Here is a 19,875-nt window from a genome sequence, read left to right on the forward strand (position 1 = left end):
GGTATAAAATTCCTTTAACCCTAAGTCAATTCCTGTTATTTGTCCCGTTGGTTTATGGTATTCTTGCCGTTCTACGTCAATCAAAAACTGGCAATAATAACCGTCAGCACGTCTAACAACTCTTACCCGTTTAATCTGTTGTTCTGAATAATAAACTAATGTCTTTTGACTACACCATAAATCAAATTCTCCTGCTTTAAAGCCATCGGTAAATCTGATTTTACGTCGGTCATCAGATAGTTTGTAGCCCGTTAATTTGTATTCAACAGAACGACTATGCTTTTTAAATCGGGGAAAACCCTTTTTACCTGGTATCTTGGCATGACAATTATGATAAAATCGACTAATTGATTGCCAGGCTCTATCAGCAGCCGATTGACGAGCTTGAGAGTTTAATTTATTTACCCATGGTGTCTCTTTATTGTCTGCTAGTACAGCACAAAGCTTTTGAAGATCATTACGGGTTGTCCCCTTATTATCCATCCAATAACGAACACAAGAGTTACGTACAAACTGAGAAGTTCTAATAGCTTCATCAAGTTTTTGGTATTGTTCTGGTGTCCCGTTTTTTAACTTGGCTTCTACGACTAGCATTGATTAATCCTCGACCATTGGATAGTTTAATTATAACACAGTTTACCCACAGATGGTAGTATTAAAATCGTGCTTCGCAGTTAATATCCTGGTCGGATTTCATCCCCCGCAAAGGTGAGTAAGTACCTAAGCAAAATTAATTACACATCTAAGCCACTACTCCGTCAGACTTCTGGTGTGAGGAAACAGTGAACTGAAAACTCAAATCCGATCCCTAATAGCTGTCTCCCTTCTCCCGTCTCCCGTCTCCTGTCTCGGAGTCTCCTGTCTCCTGTCTCGACTAGGAAATTAATTTTGCACGACTACTTATCTTGTCGAAAAATCTAGCGGGGGCATTCATCCGACATTTTAGGTAACTTTTACAATACAGCCTATCATCTATATTCCGAGCAGATCAATTTTAACAATCAGCGATTTCCAGAAACCATAACTGAAATAAAAACAAATATACTACATTTTGCCATTAAATCTCCCTCTCTATAGTCCCTATCGGATTTACCCTCATACAGTTCAGCAAAACCTCGAAATTTTTTCTTAAAAAAGCTTGACAAAATCCCTCAACTTGACTTATACTTTCTAGTATAATGGTAATCCGTGCCTGCCTGCGAACAGCTATTTTTTGAGAGAATTAAAGGAGTCAGGGAAAATAAAGACTCCTTAACTGAAGACAGTTTATTTGTGGAATTGGTGCAGTAGATCGCGAAATTCCTGAAAACTAATCTGATGATCGCGACCAGTATCGGCCTGCTGTAACATAGCTTCGATTTCCTTGTCTGTCACCCCTGGTTCGATCGCCTGAAGATAAGCTTTTAACTCCTCAAGGCTAATTTGTCCCGAACCATCACTATCAAATAGCTGGAATCTTTCCAATAAAATTCTTTCCTGTTGATCACGATCGCTGTCACTACTAAAAGATAGACGATCAAAGACCTGAAAAGCGCGGGCGATATTTCGCCATAATTGACGGGCCAGAGGACGATGGAGAATCGTTTCCTCCTCCTGACCAGTAACTCCGTACTGGCGACGCAAAGACTCGACAGTTTCCGTTTCTGCGGCCGGCAATTCCGTCAATAAATGCTCGATCGCCTCCCTGGAACTCTTACCGGTTAACACTTCCAGCAATTCCGATCCCACCTGGCGATCGGGGTCTTTTTTCCAAGTCACCAACAAACTTTCCAACAAAGCATCGCGGTAACTCTGCAAACGCAACCAATCCTCGCGACTATACTGCTTGTCCGGATCGAGAAGTTCGGCCGATTCCACACCCAACTCCGTTAGAATTGCCTGATGTTCGGCCTCGGTAATCGTCAACTCTAAGCGCATTTGTTCTAGGATTTCGAGGCTGTGGCCGAAGTCAGTATATCCCTCCTCCAAAGCCTCTTTTAACAAGGCTTTATAGGCTTTTAAACACTTCTGGTGTGTGAAATCCGGCAGTATCTTGGCTAACACATACACCTCATCCGCATCCAAAGCTTCCAGCGATCGCCGATCGAGATATTTAGCAGTATCGAGACCCAGTTTACCCAACTGTTTACGCAATCTTCCCGCTAGTCCTTCTCGTTGGTAACGGTCGGGATCCCTTGTCCAGGTGCGATATAACCATAAACTACTCAAAACAGCCGGTAAAATATCAGCGAAATAATACCAAAATTTTGGCAAAAGATTAATAAAAGGACGACCAGCGAAAATAAAGAAGAAATTGAAAATCAGAAAAGTTCCGACAGTAAAGACGCGGTGACGGATAATTTCGGTCGGTAAGGGCGACTTTTTGCGGATTCTATAGACTTTATAGGCATTTTCAACTTTTTTACCGAGAAAGTAACCCAAAAAAGTGCAGATTGCCAAAGTTAAGGAAACAGCTACCAGCTTCGGAATCGCAATTGCCTGACCAGCAAGATAAAAACCCGGTTGAAAGAGGGATTCTAGTTGATTTTCTTCGTGCGCCCAAGCTCCAGAGAAATAATAGTCCCAATTGCCAGCATAGAGATAATAATAGATAGCATAGCCAAAAACTAAGCCAAAATAACCGTAATAAAGCCATTGGCGATCTCTGTTAGTAATCCCATCCCAATAGGATCTTTCCGCATCGATATCGATACAGGGACTCTGACAGGCAACACAGGCACTTTGTTCGCTACCATCTTCCCGGACAATACGACACATAGATTGAGTAATCCCACCGCGACTGTCTTCGTGAGCGGTACTATTTAGTAAACCCCTCGGTTCACCGTAAATCCTTTCCACTGGACTCATGGGACAGAAATAGTTACACCAAGATTTGCCCCCATACCAATAACCCACAAAGATCGCCACTAGAATAGTAAAGATTAAAAAGCTACCCAAGACTAAGCGATCGGAATTATAAAAAAGAATCCGTCCGCATAAACCCAAAAATAACAGACTGAATTGTAGATAGAGATAATTCCGAGCTAACCACGAGTTTTTCGGCACTTTATAGATTTCAGATCGGACTTTTCCCGATTTATCGGTCTGTTTTTTCTGACGCTGTTTACCCAAGGCGCGTGGTATTTGAGAAAGAAAGGATAAAGGACAAATACGCCGCCAGAGTTCGTGACCGAATACTAATAAGATAAAAATGCCACTAGGAACCACTATTCCCCAAAAAATCGGCGCACCTAACTGATAGGAGGATTGGGGTAGGCAAACTCCCTGGACTTTAATGCACACATCGCGAGCAACTCTCAGGGGACTAGCAAGATTATTAGAATAGGTTAATTTTGCCGAAATAGGGTCAAAAAATAGAGAAAATATCAGAATTAACCAAGCGATGGTCAGAACCCATCGCAGATAGTGCATCGAGCGTTCGGGAATTTGTGCAAACATAAATCTGAGTCAAGTCGTTTTGCTAAAATAATATCCAAGTTTCCAATCGATCGTTCGGGAATTTGTGCAAACATAGGTCCAAGTAGTGACGGAGAAGAGACTTTTAAGGGAGATAGCAGTCTAATCCTCGAATTCTCAAGTTTTTTCTTTAATAGCGGCGAAAAACTCTTCTTTTTGATAGACTAATCTTACCTTTTTCTACCCCCGAGGAAATTCCCCTTCCGGCAGCAGAATGCGGCCTTGACAAATTAACAGTGATCTGGTAGATGTAGGGAGATTGTCTTAAAATAATATCTACGGTGTTAATATCACTAAACTAGAACATTAAAGAGCGCATTAGCTTAATTCTTCTCAAAAGTTAAAATTCTATGGCTGAAAGCTTGAACCATAAATCCGAAAAACCTTCTCCTCCTCCCGTCCCCCAAGAAAATCCTTGGCTAGAAGCAGTTAAAACCATTGTCACGGCTGGAATTTTGGCCTTTGGCATCCGCACTTTTGTGGCCGAGGCCCGTTATATTCCCTCTTCTTCCATGGAACCCACTCTCCAGATTAACGATCGCCTAATTATCGAGAAAGTTAGCTATCATTTTCATAAGCCAGAACGGGGTGATATCGTGGTTTTTAGTCCGACAGCCGCCCTGAAAGCTCAAAATTTTCAGGATGCTTTTATTAAACGGGTGATTGGACTGCCGGGGGATAAGGTGGAAGTCAAAAACGGTCTAGTTCACGTCAACGGTAAAGTTTTAGCGGAAAAGTATATCGCCGAAGAACCTAATTATACTTTCGGACCGGTGACAGTTCCCCCCGATCAATATTTGGTTTTGGGCGATAATCGCAATAATAGTTATGATTCCCACGCTTGGGGCTTCGTTCCTCGGGAAAACTTAATCGGTCGCGCCGTGGTGCGTTTTTGGCCCTTCAATCGTCTGGGAGGACTTGACAACCCCGACGCTGCCACAAATCAGAATTAACGTCAAGAAAATCAATATAAAAATTCCCCCTAAAACTAGGGGGATTCGAGCATCTATTTGAACATATTACTCACGGAATTGTCCTCATGGATGCGCCATATTGCCTCACCCAGAATCGGAGCAACCGGCAAGACTTTCAGTTGCGGGAAAAAATGTTCTTGCGGGACGGGAATCGTGTTAGTAACGATCACTTCCTCGACTATACCACTGGATAAACGCTCGATCGCAGGGCCAGAAAAAACCGGATGGGTGGCACAAGCATAAACCTGTCGCGCCCCCTTGGCTTTCAGTAACTGCGCCCCTTGAGCGATCGTACCGGCCGTATCGATCATATCATCGACTAAAACCGCCGTTTTATCCTTAACATCGCCGATCAAGTTCATCACTTCCGCCACATTATGGGTTTGCCGGCGTTTATCAATAATTGCTAGGGGCGCATCATTGAGTTTTTTGGCAAAAGCCCGCGCCCTAGCCACCCCACCCACATCGGGAGAAACCACGACGATATCGGGTAATTTTTTACTGAGAAGATAGTCCACCACCACTGGGGAACCATAAACGTGATCGAAGGGAATATCGAAATAACCTTGAATTTGGGCCGAATGCAAATCCATGGCCAACACGCGACTTGCCCCCGCTTCCGTGATCAGATTAGCCACCAGTTTAGCGGCGATCGATTCCCGGCCAGCGGTTTTGCGATCGGCGCGAGCATAACCATAATAGGGAATTACGGCGGTAATTTGTCGGGCAGAAGCACGACGACAGGCATCAATCATGATCAACAATTCCATCAAATGATCGTTGACGGGATTGCAACAGGGTTGAATTAAATAGACATCACAGCCGCGGATCGATTCCTGAATCTGGATGTACAATTCACCATCGGCGAAACGTTTACGAATCATCGGCCCCACATCCATACCCAGATAACGGGCCACCTCTTGGGCGAGAGGTACATTAGCGGATCCCGAAAAGAGACGAAGACGATTGCTGTCCGACGCGGCGGGAAACATCGGATGTCGCATCAAAGTAGCAGAATAGCTCACAGCAGATTCTTTACCCTCAAACTCAAGGCACTTTTTTCTATCATCTCAGTTTTGTTGAAAATCTGAGTGGATTTCTTTGTTAGATCTCAATCATAACCAATTACCGATCATCTTCGAGCCATTGCTGCTAAAAGGGGCAGCAACGGCCATGGCAAAATTGCCGCCAGATTTTGTCAAAACCGATTAACGTTTGGCTAACTTTTTCACCGGTAATTTACGCAGACGGATCGATTTCGGGGTAATTTCTACCAACTCATCTGGTCCGATGTATTCGAGGGCGCGTTCGAGACTCATATCCACGGGGGATTGTAACTGAACCAATTCATCCCCGGTGGCGGAACGATGGTTAGTTAACTGTTTAGTTTTGCAGATATTGATCTCCACGTCCTGGGGTCGGTTGCTTTCGCCGATAATCATGTTTTTATACACTTTTGTCCCCGGAGTAATAAAGAATACCCCCCGGTCCTCGGCGTTTTTGAGGGCGTAGAAAGTGGCGACTCCTTCCTCAAAGGCAGTAATCACGCCATTGTAACGGGTGGCTAATTCCCCGGAGAAAGGACGATATTCGAGAAAACTATGGTTCATAATCCCCTCACCGCGACTCAGACGGATAAATTCGCCCCGGAAACCGATTAAACCTCGGGCCGGAATCACGAATTCCAATTGAGTACGGCCATTGCTGCCCGTCTGCATATCCTGCATTTCCCCTTTCCGTTGGCCGAGACGTTCGATACTGGAACCCACCGCTTCTTCGGGTACATCTAAAACGAGGTATTCGTAGGGTTCGCAGGGTTGACCGTTAATTTCCCGATAGATAACCTGCGGCTGGGATACTTGGAATTCGTAGCCTTCCCGACGCATGGTTTCGATGAGAATGCCTAAATGCAGTTCTCCCCGGCCCGAAACCAGGAATTTCTCGGCAGAATCACTTTCTTCCACCCGCAGAGCGACGTTAGTTTCTAATTCTCGCATCAGACGATCGCGAATTTGCCGCGAGGTGACAAAAGTGCCTTCCTGACCAGCAAAGGGAGAATCGTTAACCGAGAAGGTCATTTGTAGGGTCGGTTCATCGACTTTAATTAGGGGTAAAGCTTGCGGGTCATCGGCTAAAGTTACCGTTTCCCCGATGTTAGCGTCGGCAAAACCGGCCACAGCAACGATATTACCGGCGCTGGCCTCGTTTAGTTCCACCCGTTTGAGGCCCTCAAAACCAAGAAGTTTTGTTATTTTACCCTTGACAACCGCGCCCGTATCCTTTACTAAAGCTGCCTGTTGACCGGCTTTAATTACGCCGTTATGGATGCGGCCGATAACGATGCGTCCTAAGTATTCCGAGTAATCGAGGGTGGTTACTTGCAACTGTAGGGGTTTGTTAACGTCCCCGGCCGGTGGTGGAACGTGGTGTAAAATCGCCTCAAACAGGGGCTGCATATCTTTGTCTTCGTCTTCGAGGCTTTCTTTGGCGAATCCTTGCATCCCGGAAGCGAACAGAGTAGTAAAATCACATTGGTCGTCATCGGCGCCCAGTTCCACAAACAGGTCGAAAACTTTGTCCACGGCTAGGTTAGGATCGACGTTAGGGCGATCGATTTTATTGACCACGACAATCGGTCTTAATCCCTTTTCTAGGGCTTTTTTCAGCACAAAACGGGTTTGGGGCATCGGCCCCTCGTTAGCATCGACAATCAGGATACAACCGTCCACCATACCTAAAACCCGTTCCACTTCGCCACCAAAGTCGGCGTGACCGGGAGTATCGACGATGTTAATCAGGGTGTCTTGGTAACGAACAGCGGTGTTTTTGGCCAGAATGGTGATACCGCGTTCTCTTTCGAGGTCATTGGAATCCATGACGCAGGTGGGTACATCTTCCCCTTCTCGAAAGATCCCCGACTGTTTGAGGAGTGCATCGACGAGGGTGGTTTTCCCGTGGTCAACGTGAGCAATGATAGCAACGTTACGGATAGGCAGAGACATAAAATATTGAAGTAGTCTTAGGTTTATTTTTACAAGTAAACATTTCTTAATAATTCTAGCTTAGACTGACCAGCACCGTTAGCAAATCTTTATTTTTCCTTGCTTTCCCATCAGCAAGCTCTACTGATTACTGTTGACAGACTCCCCAAACCCTAGGCAAGCAACCCACCCTCACAGGAGTCGAGACGATAGAAAAGACGACTGGAGGCAGGGGGTAGGGGTAAATTGAAGCTAGAGTGAAAATCCTCTTGAACTTTGTAGGTTAAGCGGGGGGAAACTTGGCGAACAATTTGCGTCAATAGTTTATCACCGGTTTTTTGGAGAATGGGACGGGGAATTTTATAAATAAACTTGGGAAACTTAACCATAACATCCATACGCAGTTCCCAGGTGACTTGGGTGATAACCGCCGGAATATCCCGTCCTCGTTGCCGAAAAATTGCCTCAATTTCCTGACTAGGAGAAGATAGCGGCATTTCCTCTAGTTTCATAATTGCCTGATAATCCACTAGATAGCCCAAAAACGGTTGATCGGGAATGGGAACACTACGAGTATGATAGACTCCATTGACGGGCAGCTCTAGAACCACAGCGATTTTCGGCTCCAGTTCATAGCCAAAAGCACCATATTTACCGATGGTGATAATATAACCATTGTCACCGAAGGGCAGAGTTTTCATCGGTTCGGCACAACGACAAAACCAACCTTCGTGAGCGCCCAGATAATCGGCAACCGTCTCCTGATTGCTATACATATCCATACATCCGGCAAAATGGGTTTGAAAACCGAGAAATTGATTGTCTTCTTTGACTTCTACAGATTCGCGAGCTAGGGAGTTAATGGGGGGACGCTGCATGACTTATAAACTGGGCAAATGATAGTACTAGAAACAGTTGGGGATTAACTGCCAAAGGATCAGGGAAATTTGTAGAATTGAGATTAGTGTAACGTATTGTTAAAAACTATTAGGTCAAGAAGCGATGAAAGCATTTGTAGCAGGAGCCACGGGGGAAACGGGACGGCGAATCGTTGCCCAATTAGTCGAACGTCAGATTCCCGTGCGCGCTTTGGTGAGAAACCGCGAGAAAGCGGCGGAAATTTTGCCCGCAGGGGTGGAAATCGTCGTCGGAGATGTGCAACAGGCCGATAAGTTAGAGGCACTCATCGCTGATTGTAGCGTTTTGTTATGCGCCACGGGAGCCAGACCGAGTTTTAATCCCACGGAACCTTTGTTAGTGGACTACTTGGGAACTAAAAATCTCATCGATGCCGCTAAAAAGAAAGGAATTGAGCATTTTGTTTTGGTTACTTCCCTCTGTGTATCGAACTTTTTCCATCCCCTTAATCTCTTTTGGTTAATTTTATTCTGGAAAAAACAAGCGGAGGACTATTTAATCAATAGTGGCTTAACCTACACGATTGTGCGCCCCGGGGGCCTTAAAAACGATGATAATCTTAATGCCATTAAAATGTCATCCGCCGATACCCTTTCTGAGGGCAATATTCCCCGCACAAAAGTGGCTTCCGTTTGCGTAGAATCCCTATTTTATCCCGCCGCTAACAATAAAATTCTCGAAATTGTTGCTCCCTCAGATGCTCCCAATCTCGATTGGTCCCAATTGTTTCAAAGTGTCACCTAAACAGTAATCAGTAATCAGTGATCAGTAAGTAGGTGGGTGGAATTAAATATAAGATGAACGTAGGTTGGGTTGAAGTATGAAACCCAACCCCCGCATGGGTTACGCTACCGCTAACCCATCCTACAAATAATTGTGCCTCCCTAATTAATTAACTTAGGCTCTCCTAGACTGCTTATAGCAAATTAGTAGTTTAAATGAGCCTAAAGCCTTAAATAGCCTGGAATCCAACAAAGCAAAAAGCTTTTTTTATTAAAATTGCTTTTTTAAATTCTGGTGAGCCTTACTTGGCAAAGCTTGCGTCGATTATTTTTTGCTAATATATCATAACTACTCTAGAAGAGTTTTAACTTAAAACTTACATCTGATAACTGATAACTGATAACTGATAACTGATTTAGTCTGATTTTGATCGGGAGAGAGAATTTCAATCAACCATTCAGGAGCGATCGCAAAATTATTTAATACTTTTCCCTCGGCATCGCGGGGAATATTTTCCCAGAGAAAAACTGAAACATCAGGAACTAGAGAACGACTGCCAAAACTACAACGCAATTCAGGATAGGCACGGGCAATTCGTTGGGGTTTTAGACTGGCGTTAATAGCTGGAACTAAATCACCTTGAATAGTGCTATGTTTACCTTGGGGCATCGGTTTAGGAATAATTTGACCGTCAATAAATTCCTTGGGGGGTTTAGTTTCTGGTAATTGTAGAAATTCCCTTAGGGTCAGGGAATTATTAACAGTGACAACCATAAAATTTTTTTATTGATCGTTATGATCGTTAATTTTATCGCAATTTATCCAAGCAGAGAAGATCAAAAACAGTTATATAAAAATGTCCGTCACATCGCTGGGACAGGGTTGGGTTTGGTGGTGGTGCAGAAATGCGTGGAACTACACGGTAGCTCGATCGAAATTGCTAGTATCTCCTGTAATGGAATCACTGTCACGATTCTATTACCGAAAGTGACCGGAAAATAAATAAATCGGAGCGAGAATGATTCTCAATGGGGGGAAAACTTCCGGGGAAGAAATTAGGAAACACCACCCAGACGGGCGTATTCTAAAATTGACTGGCTAAGAGCATCGCGATCATCGCGGGTGAGGTAATAATTCCGGCCGCCGATATCATTGAGAAATCGCAGTAGAGCAAGACAAGCGGACTCTAGATCAGCCCGGTGTCGGGCAGCCGCTAAAGCTTGTTCAGAGGTGGCATAAACTAGGCAATCGCTAATTCCTTCGCTGCCATCCACTCGCCAACATTGAAAAGAATAACCCTGCATTTCTAGGATCAATTCAATCTGCCAACCGTGATAGTCAAATCGCGTGTAAATCATGTCAAGCAGCCCCGTTTAGGAGAGGAGAGTCACAGGTTTGACCGCTCTGATTGTCTAGAAGCCCTGCACCTGTCTAACTCTCTAATTTAACGGGTGATTATGGAAACCCTCTGCAAACTTCGTGCAGATTTCGTGCAGAAATGATTTTGTCCACTGTCCCAAGGCAGATATTACTTTAAACGATAACCAAGACCGTGAACGGTTTCAATAAAGTCTTCCGGCGCGCCGAGGGATTTTAGCTTGTGACGAAGACCGCGAATATGGGAAGTAACGGTTTCCTCGGCTGGAGAATCGTCCAAAGACCAAACTCGCTCAATAATACCCGATCGACTTAAGACCCGGCGCCCATGGGTAACAAGTAATTCTAAGAGAGCGAATTCCTTGGGGGTGAGGGAAAGAAGTTGACCGTTATAACTGGCCTCGTGGGTACTGGGATTTAACTGCAAACCCCCCCAAGATAATAAAACACTGCTGGTACTGCTGCCACGTCGGATCAAGGCCCGAATCCGCGCCATTAATTCGCCCAAATCGAAGGGTTTAGTGACATAATCATCGGCCCCTGCGTCTAATCCGTCGATTTTATCGATTACCGTATCCCTTGCGGTTAATAATAGGACGGGAACGGTGGCATTAGCAGAGACGGGATGATGGGATTCCGCTCGTCGCAGACGTTGACAGAGCAAAGTTCCGCTCAATTTTGGCAGGGTGACATCGAGAACTAAAAGATCATATTTGCCTAATTCTAGCCAATTCCAGCCTTCTTCTCCGTCTCTAGCCACATCGACAACGTATTGTCGCTCGCTCAAGGCCTCTCGCAAAATCTCGGCTAGTTGCATATCATCTTCTACTACTAAAATTCGCATGGTCTAGAGATGGAGTAAGCTGGAAATAGCGTCGGTTAACTCCTGATGAATTGGCTCAAACAAGGAAAATGGATCGCGGGAGGTTTCGGGCTAACTGTCTTACTGATGGGAACTATTAGCCTAGTTTCCTATCGCAATACCCTCGCCCTGCGTCAGCGCGCTGCTGAGGTGGAAGTTACCTACGAGATTATCGATAATCTCGCTAATCTTTACGCTAACATGGCGGTGGCCGAATCGGGAAGACGGGGTTATATCAAAACTGGCAGCCCTAGTGAATTGGGCCGTCATCGTCGGGCGATCGCTTTGATGCAATCTAACTGGCAACTCTTGGCTAAACAATTAGAAAACGGCACGGATTTTGAGCGCGAAATGGTGACTCAGATCGGGGATTTAATGTATCGGCGAATTGCTCTATTTAATCAATCGATCGCTACCTATAAATCTGATCAATCTGATGATATTTCTCAAGATGCAATCACGGTTAAAAGTGTCGATATCCGGGATAAGTTTCAAAATCTTCTTACCTATTTACAAGCTAGTCAGAAAAGGAATTTAAGAAGTAGCATCGCTAGTTCTAGGGATAGTATTCGCGAAAATTCTCTGTTGGGTTTACTGGGAACTTTTACTAGCTTTGGGATTATTTGCGGAGTTTATTTCTTAGTTTTTTGGCAAGAGAAACGGCGACAAAAAAGTGAGAAAATTCACCAATTATTACTACAAGAAAAAGAAATTTCCGATCTAAAAATTCAGCTTTTTTCCATGATATCCCATGAGTTCCGAACCCCTTTAACCGTGATTCTTTCCGCTTCGCAGTTATTAGAAAATGGCTTAAAAGATGCAGATCAGTCGAGCAGAAAAAACTTATATAGAATCCAGTCTTCTGTCAAGCTAATGAATCAATTCTTGACAGATATTTTGATTTTAACAAGGGCAGAATCTGGGAATCTAAGATGTCAACTAGAGCCGCTCGATATTGAAGCTTTTTGTTTAAATTTAGTCGAGGATTTTCAATTTATAAATAAAAATAATACACCGATTAAATTTGTCAGTCAGGGATTGATGATTCGTCCCTATCTAGATGAGAAACTGCTCTACTCGATTTTAAGTAATTTACTCTTAAATGCGATTAAATATTCCCCCACGGGAGCAGGGATTAGTTTGATTTTGTGGAAAGATAGCGATCGCATTGTTTTTCAAGTCCGGGATCACGGGATCGGCATTGCCGAGGAAGATAGAGGTAAGATCTATGAACCCTTTTATCGGGGTCAGAATGTGGAAAATATTATCGGCACGGGATTGGGGTTAGCAGTGGTTAAAAAATGCGTCGAACTCCACCGCGGCGAAATCGCCCTAGATAGCCAAGTGGATAAGGGAACAAGCTTTACCGTCAAACTGCCCATTTCACCCTAGTTCCAGCTTGAGCGGTCTAAAGATGACAAAATGTAACTTTCTTTCTTTCGAAACCGGACGAAAGCAACGAAGAATTTTTATCGCAGCTGGAATTAGTCCAGAATCAACTCACTCCGGGTTGATGGCATCGAAATTTTAGGCAAAAATAGGGCTTTTACCGCCCAAAAAGCCTATATTTTGGCTATTTACCCCCAGTTGACCCCTGACTAATCGAAATTTTAGGCAAAAATAGGGCTTTTACCGCCCAAAAAGCCTATATTTTGGCTATTTACCCCCAGTTGACCCCTGATTTTTGCAGCCAGTTAACTCTCCTGGGGAACTGGTCACGGTTTCCTGATAGGATAAGGTGACTTGGGATTAACTTATGGTGTTGAAAATATGTCTCTAAAACCTTACATTTCTCGCTTATTAGCTTTGGTTCTCGTCCTGGTCATCGGATTGATGGGTTGTTCTAGTAGTTCGCGGTTAACCGGCAATTATGGACAGGATACCCTGACGGTGATTGAAACTTTAACCACAGCCCTTGATTTAGTCAAAGATGACCCGAATAAAGCGGCAGTTGAGTCGCAAGCAAAGGAACAAATCAACGATTACATCTCCCTCTACCGACGAGATAAAAAATCCGGGGGTTTGCGTTCTTTCACTACTATGCAAACAGCCTTAAACTCTCTAGCTGGTTATTATACCGCCTACGGTTCCCGTCCCATCCCCGACAAACTCAAACAACGTTTAAAACAAGAATTTAAACAGGTGCAATTCTCTCTCCAGAAAGGAATTTAGATACAGATTAGGGGTTGGGTGTTAGGGTTTTAGGGGGTTAGGGTTTTGGGGTATTAGTTGAAATCCCCCCATCTCCCCACACCCCACACCCCACACCCCACACCCCACTCCTGTAAAAATCAGACCAAATCTGGTTAGACTAGAAATACAAAGCGTATTATAAAAAACTACAAAATTGATTCAAGACGAAACCCTAGAATTATTGGAATGGCCGCGGCTATGTCAACACCTAGCTACTTTTGCAGCGACTAAACTCGGTGCGATCGCGATTCGTCAATTGCCGTTACCAGAAAGCAAAGAGGAAAGTTTAAACCTACTCTGCCAAACCAAAGAAGTTTATAGCTTAGAACAAAAATTAGATAGTCGTCTTTCCTTTGATGGGATTACCGACATCGGTGATGCCCTAGAAAGGGCGCATCTGGGGGGGTTATTATCGGGACAGGAACTTTTAAATATTGCCACGACTTTGGCCGGAGTGCGACGTTTACGGCGTTTAATTGACGAACAGGAAGATATACCAGTTTTAAAAGAGTTAGTAGCCGAAATTCGCACCTATCCAGAGATAGAACAGGAAATACACCGTTGTATCGATGAAGATGGCCGGATATCCGATCGCGCTAGTCCCCAATTACGGGAAATTCGGGGACAAATGAAGGTGATTAAAGAGCGAATTTACCGCAAATTGCAGGATATCATGCAAAAACAGGGCGGTGCTATCCAAGAAGCGGTCATTACCCAAAGAAGCGACCGCTGGGTGATTCCCGTCAAAGCAGCGCAAAAAGAGCAAATACCGGGGATAATTCACGATACTTCCAGCACAGGGGCGACTTTTTACATTGAACCTCACTCTATCGTTGACCAAGGCAATCAACTGCGGCAATATCGTCGTCAGGAACAAATCGAAGAAGAAAAAATCCTGCGGCAGTTAAGTAATACAATCGCCGAAGCCTTTGACGACTTAGAATATTTACTAGCGATCGCTACTAGGCTCGATCTGGCCACCGCTAGGGCCCGTTACAGTTTATGGTTAGAGGGTAATCCCCCCCACTTTATCGATGGTTCGGAAACGATTACTTTACGGAATTTGCGTCATCCTTTGCTCTGGTGGCAAAAACACCACGAACAGGGGGGGGAGGTGGTACCGATAAATGTGCAGATTAGCCCAGAAATTCGCGTTGTTGCCATCACCGGACCAAATACCGGCGGAAAAACCGTTACTTTAAAAACCCTCGGATTAGCGGCTTTAATGGCGAAAGCGGGCTTGTTTATTCCAGCGCGGGAACCGGTAGAGATACCCTGGTTCGATCACGTTTTAGCCGATATCGGGGATGAACAGTCTTTACAACAGAGTTTATCGACTTTTTCGGGTCATATTCGCCGGATTGTTCGCATTTTAGCGGCTTTAAATTCTCGTTGCTTGGTTTTACTCGATGAGGTGGGAGCAGGTACGGATCCGGCCGAGGGAAGTCCTTTAGCGATCGCTATTTTACAATACCTCGCCGATCATAGTTTACTGACGGTGGCTACCACTCACTACGGGGAATTAAAAGCGTTAAAGTATCGAGATTCTCGCTTTGAAAATGCCTCGGTAGAGTTTGATGATCGCACTCTTTCCCCCACTTATCGACTATTATGGGGCATTCCGGGGCGTTCTAATGCTTTAACTATTGCCCAGCGTTTGGGATTAAGTCCCGAAATTGTGGCCGAAGCGAGAAATCATCTGGGGGGGTTATCGGAGGAGATAAATCAAGTAATTGCTGGTTTGGAAGCGCAAAGACGAGAACAGGAGTCAAAAGCTAAGGAAGCTAGTCAATTACTGCAACAAACGGAGAAATTTTATACAGAAGTTTCCACGCGGGCCAATTCTCTACAGGAGAGAGAGCGAGAATTAAAGCGTTATCAGGAGCAGGAGATACAAAAGGCTTTACTATCGGCAAAAGCAGAGATTAATGACGTTATTCGCCGATTGCAAGCGGGAACAAAAACCGGTAAAGATGCCCAAAAAGCCACAGAGGAGTTAACTGCGATCGCAGAAAGGTTATTACCAAAAACGGAAAAAACTAAGGTTAATTATCGTCCGCAAGTGGGGGAAAGGGTACGCTTGCCCAATTTGGGACAAACTGCCGAAGTTTTAGCAATTTCACCAGAATCAGAGGAGATTTCCCTGCGTTTCGGGATGATGAAGATGACCCTACCCTTAGATCAGATTGAGTCTTTGGATGGTCAAAAAGTGGAAACTGCGCCAAAAACTGCCAAAAATTTGCCCCAAACTCCCACAAAACCCCAGGAGACCCCTTTAATTCGTACTGCTAATAATACTGTCGATATTCGCGGTTCCAGGGTGGCAGAGTCAGAAACGGATATCGAACAGGCGATCGTCAGAGCCACCCCATCGGGTATATTATGGATTATTCACGGTAAAGGTACGGGGAAATTGCGTCAAGGTGTTCACGATTTCCTATCCCGTCATCCCCAGGTAAAACGCTTTCAATTAGCACCCCAAAATGAGGGCGGTTCGGGGGTAACTATCGCTTATTTAACTTAGGGTCTGCTGAATAGGTTTTTTGTCGGGTTAGAAGTCAGTTATCAGTTATCAGTTATCAGTTATCAGTTATCAGTTATCAGATGTGAGTTATCAGTTCACTGTTTACTGATCACTGAAAATACTCCCCAACTCCCACTCTGCAATAACTACTGGCAGCCAGAAATACGTTGGGTTACTATCATACTTTGTGCTTTTTGTCAAAAAAACTTTTTTTTTGCAATAAAACTACACAAAAACAAGATCATCGTTATGGGTGAAATTGACTCATTTACCCGTCTTAATTAGGATCAACTTCTAGGTGTGGCAAGGGTTTCAACCGTTGCTGCCCAAAAAAGCACAAGATAACCCATTATGAAATTCTATCAAATCGCTGTTACCATTGGAACATCGTTGTTAAATAAAAATCTTTCTCAATTAATTCTTAAGAATTTATAAATATTACGGAATGTTAATTTAAATATTCTCAAGTTTTTGGAGTCAGTAGATAATTTTTGCTTATCTTTGACCAACATTGGGTTAGAAGTCAGGAGTCGGGAGATAGGGTGATAGGGTTTTGGGGTTTTGGGGTGTTAGGGTTTTAGTTGAAATTCCCCCACTTCCCCACTTCCCCACTTCCCCACCTCCCCACTTCCCCACTTCCCCACCTCCCCACTTCCCCACCTCCCCACCTCCCCACTTCCCCACTTCCCCACTTCCCCACTTCCCCACTTCCCCACTTCCCACTGTGCAAGAAGATTACTTTCTAGAGAATAAAACGTAAAAACAGGGAATAATAAACAGAGTTAACAGAGTTGCTAAAGACAAACCCGAAAAAACGACAATTCCTAAAGGTTGCAGGAATTCTCCCCCCTCTCCCAATCCTAAAGCGAGGGGAAATAAACCTAAAACCGTGGTCACGGTGGTCATCAAAATCGGTCGTAAACGTTGGGGAGCGGCCTTTAAAATGGCTTGTAGTCGAGTAAAACCGAATTCTTGCCGCAATTGATTGGCCAATTCCACCATAATAATCCCGTTATTAACCACAATGCCCACCAATAACACCACCCCGACGATGACAATGGCATTAATCGGGGTTTTGGTCAAATATAGTCCAAAAATTCCCCCCGCTAGGGCCAAAGGAACGGTTAACATAATCACCAAAGGGTCTATGAGTGAGTTATACTGGACGGCCATGACCACAAAGACTAAAAATACCGATAAACCCGCTAATAAACCCAAAGAACCCTGAATTTCTTGATTAGACATGGCAGCAGCACTGGGTAAAATGCTGATACCATCGGGTAAGGGAGTGGAATTTAAAACCGATTGTACTCCCGCGAGTGCGTCACTTAATTTCGCACCCTCGACTAAACTGCCGATAATAATAAAAACTTGACGCTGATTAATTCTCTGGATGACTGCTGGGGTTTTTCCCCCTTCAATCCTGGCGATATCTGCTAATTTTAAGTCTTCTTGTCTATTGACAAAAATAGGTATTTGTGAGATGTCACTAATTTTTTGCCGCGAGTCGGGGTCTAATTGCACCCGGATATCGATTAATCTTTCTCCCCGTTGCAGTTGGGTGGGGATCGATCCTTGAATAGCGGTCCGTAGCGTTTGTCCCACTTCCAAGGTACTCAATCCCAAACTATTTAAGCGGGTCCAATCGGGTTTAATCTGGATTTCCGGTTGTCTGGGGTCAGCATCGGGACGAAAACGGGCACTAGGGACTTTTTCATCGAGAATACTGAGGATTTCTTCACCAGCTTGCTCTAAAGTTTTCCCATCGCGTCCCTGTAACATCACATCCACATCGGCACCAACGGAGGGAGAGTTATTAAGAATAATACCGCGCACTTGACCGGGAGTGAGACGCAAACGCACGTTAACGAGGTTTAATTGCTCTAGTGCTTTGCTCATGCGTTCGATATATGCTTCTGTATTAGTGCCTTGTTTGAGATTAATCGTACTAGAAGCACGCAAAATATTTTCATTGGTAGTTGTGCCAAAAAGAGAACCGCCACTGGTAGTAAAAACGTACTTAGTCTCTGGTTGTGATAATAAAATCTTTTCTACTTCCCGCATCACCTGACGGTTAGCATTTAAATTGGTACCCGGGGGAAATTGAGCAAAAACGTTCACCTGTCCGGTTTGAATACGACTAAAGACTTCTTGGGGGATATATTGCCAGAGATAAAAACTACTTCCCCCTAAAATTAAAAAGGCCAGTAGGATAACAGGTATTCTGTAGCGGATGATTTTAGCTAAACAACGACCGTAGAGGATGGTTAAACCTTCTAGACGTTGACTAAAGACTTTTAAGAGCCAAAATCGCTGAATACCACTAGAAACCCGCATATTTAACAAACGACTGGCTAACATGGGAACAACGGTTAACGCACACAGCAGAGAAGCAGCCACAGCAAAACTGATAGTGAGGATAATCTCGTTAAACAGCAGGGAAATAAAACCACCCAGTAATAAAAATGGCAGTATAGAGACGAGATTAGTCGCAGTGGAGGCCAATAAAGCAGATTCTACCTCTTGGCTGCTATTCCGGGCAATTTCTAAAAAATCTCGCTTATTTTGGTTTTGATTAACTTTGAGGGCAATATTTTCCAGCATGACAATGGAATTATCCACCACGATACCCACCCCTAGGGCCAATCCTCCCAAACTAAACACATTTATCGATAACCCGAATAACTTCATACAGATAATTGCGACGAGGGTAGAAAGAGGAATCGCTAGGGTAATGATAAAAGTCTGTCGCAGGGAACCGAGAAAGACGAATACAGTCAATCCTGCTAGAATTGTCCCCGCTAGTCCCGACGAAACCACGTTATTAACCGCATTTTGGATAAATACAGACTCATCGGTAGTGGGGACGACTTGCATCCCCCCGGTCATTAACCCGGATTTTTTTAATTCGGCAATGCGTTTTTTGACCCCTTCTACCACAGCAATCGTGTTCGCATTCGGTTGTTTTTGGACGCTAACCCTGACGGCATTTTTTCCATTTAGGGTGACAAAAATTCTTTGTTCTTCTGTCCCATCGATAACTCTGGCCACATCCCGCAGATAGATTTTTTCTTCGGGATTATTACTATCGGTCAGTGCTAAATCTTGGATATCCGCTACGTTTTTAAATTTCCCCACCGCACGGGTTAAAGGTTCCCCGGTTTCTCCCTCTAGTCGGCCCCCAGAGATGTCCTGATTGCGTCTTTTTAGGGTGTCTAAAACCTGATTTAATCCCACTCCTAAAGATTGTAATCGCTGCAGGTCAATATTAACTTGAATTTCTTCTCTAACTCCCCCAATCACGTCCACCACTGCAACTCCTCCCACAAACCCTAATTCTCTCCCTAATTCTTCATCAGCAAATAATCTTAAGTCTTTTAGGGGTAGGGTATCAGAAACGAGAGCAAATTCATAGACGGGTAAACGAGAGGGTTCAAATTTGTTTAAGCGCGGTTCCTCAATAATATCGGGTAAATTTTGTCGGACACGATTAAAACTTTCGGTAGCTTCATTTAAAGCAACGTTTAAATCTCCCCCCGGTTGAAAAAATAAATCTACTCGCATCCTTCCCTCGCGAGTTTCTGAATAAACTTGCACTACTCCCTCGGTAGCACTCATTCCTTCTTCTAGGGGTTTAGTTACTTCTTCGAGAATAACTTCCGGGGAAACCCCCGGGACATTCATCCTTAAACTAATGCGAGGATAAGTGATAGAAGGAAGCAAATCTACTTGTAAACGATTTAGAAAAAAAAGACCGATGATGATAACTGCTATAGTTAACATCAATACTCCTATGTGACGACGAATTGATAGACCGCTTAGGGAGATGTTTTCTGACATGATTATCTATGGGGGAGAGTAAACAGT

14 protein-coding genes and 1 pseudogene are annotated in these 19,875 nt (G+C 44.2%); 6 read left to right on the plus strand and 9 right to left on the minus strand.

Features of this window, described 5'->3' with window-relative positions:
- Together IM509_RS13545 and IM509_RS13555 are read right to left on the minus strand one after the other, a co-directional pair.
- Positions 1-594: RNA-guided endonuclease InsQ/TnpB family protein (locus IM509_RS13545; protein ID WP_287717033.1), on the minus strand; the 594-nt coding region annotated here is incomplete at its 3' end.
- A 672-nt stretch (positions 595-1,266) separates the two neighbouring features.
- Positions 1,267-3,438, minus strand: a complete 2,172-nt coding sequence (locus IM509_RS13555) for an EF-hand domain-containing protein (protein WP_185237786.1) — start codon at positions 3,436-3,438, stop codon at positions 1,267-1,269.
- A gap of 368 nt (positions 3,439-3,806) precedes the next feature.
- Here IM509_RS13555 and lepB point away from each other — a divergent pair, with 368 nt between their 5' ends.
- Positions 3,807-4,409, plus strand: coding sequence for a signal peptidase I (gene lepB / locus IM509_RS13560; protein ID WP_052277098.1), 603 nt, complete (start codon positions 3,807-3,809; stop codon positions 4,407-4,409).
- A gap of 53 nt (positions 4,410-4,462) precedes the next feature.
- Here lepB and IM509_RS13565 read toward each other — a convergent pair whose 3' ends face one another.
- From IM509_RS13565 to IM509_RS13575, 3 genes are all read right to left on the minus strand, one after another.
- Positions 4,463-5,434 carry a ribose-phosphate pyrophosphokinase gene (locus tag IM509_RS13565; RefSeq protein ID WP_052277099.1) on the minus strand — a complete coding sequence of 324 codons (972 nt, stop codon included), beginning with the start codon at positions 5,432-5,434 and terminating at the stop codon, positions 4,463-4,465.
- Between the two features lie 204 nt (positions 5,435-5,638).
- Positions 5,639-7,432, minus strand: coding sequence for a translational GTPase TypA (gene typA / locus IM509_RS13570; protein ID WP_002796752.1), 1,794 nt, complete (start codon positions 7,430-7,432; stop codon positions 5,639-5,641).
- A 152-nt stretch (positions 7,433-7,584) separates the two neighbouring features.
- A complete protein-coding gene (locus tag IM509_RS13575) occupies positions 7,585-8,289 on the minus strand; it encodes a DUF1997 domain-containing protein (protein ID WP_185237785.1) in 705 nt (234 codons plus the stop codon).
- A gap of 124 nt (positions 8,290-8,413) precedes the next feature.
- Here IM509_RS13575 and IM509_RS13580 point away from each other — a divergent pair, with 124 nt between their 5' ends.
- Positions 8,414-9,073: an SDR family oxidoreductase gene (locus IM509_RS13580; protein WP_185237784.1), complete on the plus strand. Its 660-nt coding sequence runs from the start codon at positions 8,414-8,416 to the stop codon at positions 9,071-9,073.
- Positions 9,074-9,460: 387 nt separating this feature from the next.
- On the opposite strand, the pseudogene IM509_RS13585 reads toward IM509_RS13580, so the two are convergent.
- Positions 9,461-9,826, minus strand: a pseudogene (locus tag IM509_RS13585) (Uma2 family endonuclease); the annotation flags it as partial.
- A gap of 21 nt (positions 9,827-9,847) precedes the next feature.
- Here IM509_RS13585 and IM509_RS13590 point away from each other — a divergent pair.
- A complete protein-coding gene (locus IM509_RS13590; protein ID WP_052277103.1) occupies positions 9,848-10,054 on the plus strand; it encodes an ATP-binding protein in 207 nt (68 codons plus the stop codon).
- Between the two features lie 53 nt (positions 10,055-10,107).
- Here the strand turns inward: IM509_RS13590 and IM509_RS13595 are convergent, their stop codons facing one another.
- Together IM509_RS13595 and IM509_RS13600 are read right to left on the minus strand one after the other, a co-directional pair.
- Positions 10,108-10,410, minus strand: coding sequence for a hypothetical protein (locus tag IM509_RS13595; RefSeq protein ID WP_052277104.1), 303 nt, complete (start codon positions 10,408-10,410; stop codon positions 10,108-10,110).
- A gap of 170 nt (positions 10,411-10,580) precedes the next feature.
- A complete protein-coding gene (locus IM509_RS13600; protein WP_002758477.1) occupies positions 10,581-11,273 on the minus strand; it encodes a response regulator transcription factor in 693 nt (230 codons plus the stop codon).
- A gap of 45 nt (positions 11,274-11,318) precedes the next feature.
- Between IM509_RS13600 and IM509_RS13605 the strand changes: the two genes are divergently transcribed.
- From IM509_RS13605 to IM509_RS13615, 3 genes are all read left to right on the plus strand, one after another.
- Positions 11,319-12,683 (plus strand): sensor histidine kinase, encoded by a 1,365-nt coding sequence (locus tag IM509_RS13605; protein ID WP_072925883.1) that lies wholly within the window; start codon positions 11,319-11,321, stop codon positions 12,681-12,683.
- A gap of 378 nt (positions 12,684-13,061) precedes the next feature.
- Positions 13,062-13,463 (plus strand): photosystem II protein Psb27, encoded by a 402-nt coding sequence (psb27, locus tag IM509_RS13610; RefSeq protein WP_043998990.1) that lies wholly within the window; start codon positions 13,062-13,064, stop codon positions 13,461-13,463.
- Positions 13,464-13,638: 175 nt separating this feature from the next.
- Positions 13,639-16,008: an endonuclease MutS2 gene (locus IM509_RS13615; RefSeq protein WP_185237782.1), complete on the plus strand. Its 2,370-nt coding sequence runs from the start codon at positions 13,639-13,641 to the stop codon at positions 16,006-16,008.
- A 735-nt stretch (positions 16,009-16,743) separates the two neighbouring features.
- On the opposite strand, the gene IM509_RS13620 is transcribed toward IM509_RS13615, so the two are convergent.
- Entirely contained in the window at positions 16,744-19,848 is a 3,105-nt protein-coding gene (locus IM509_RS13620) for an efflux RND transporter permease subunit (RefSeq protein WP_072926773.1), read from the minus strand.
- Positions 19,849-19,875: the final 27 nt, after the last annotated feature.

The sequence above is a fragment of the Microcystis sp. M31BS1 genome, from assembly GCF_020245285.1.
Classification (GTDB): Bacteria; Cyanobacteriota; Cyanobacteriia; order Cyanobacteriales; family Microcystaceae; genus Microcystis; species Microcystis panniformis.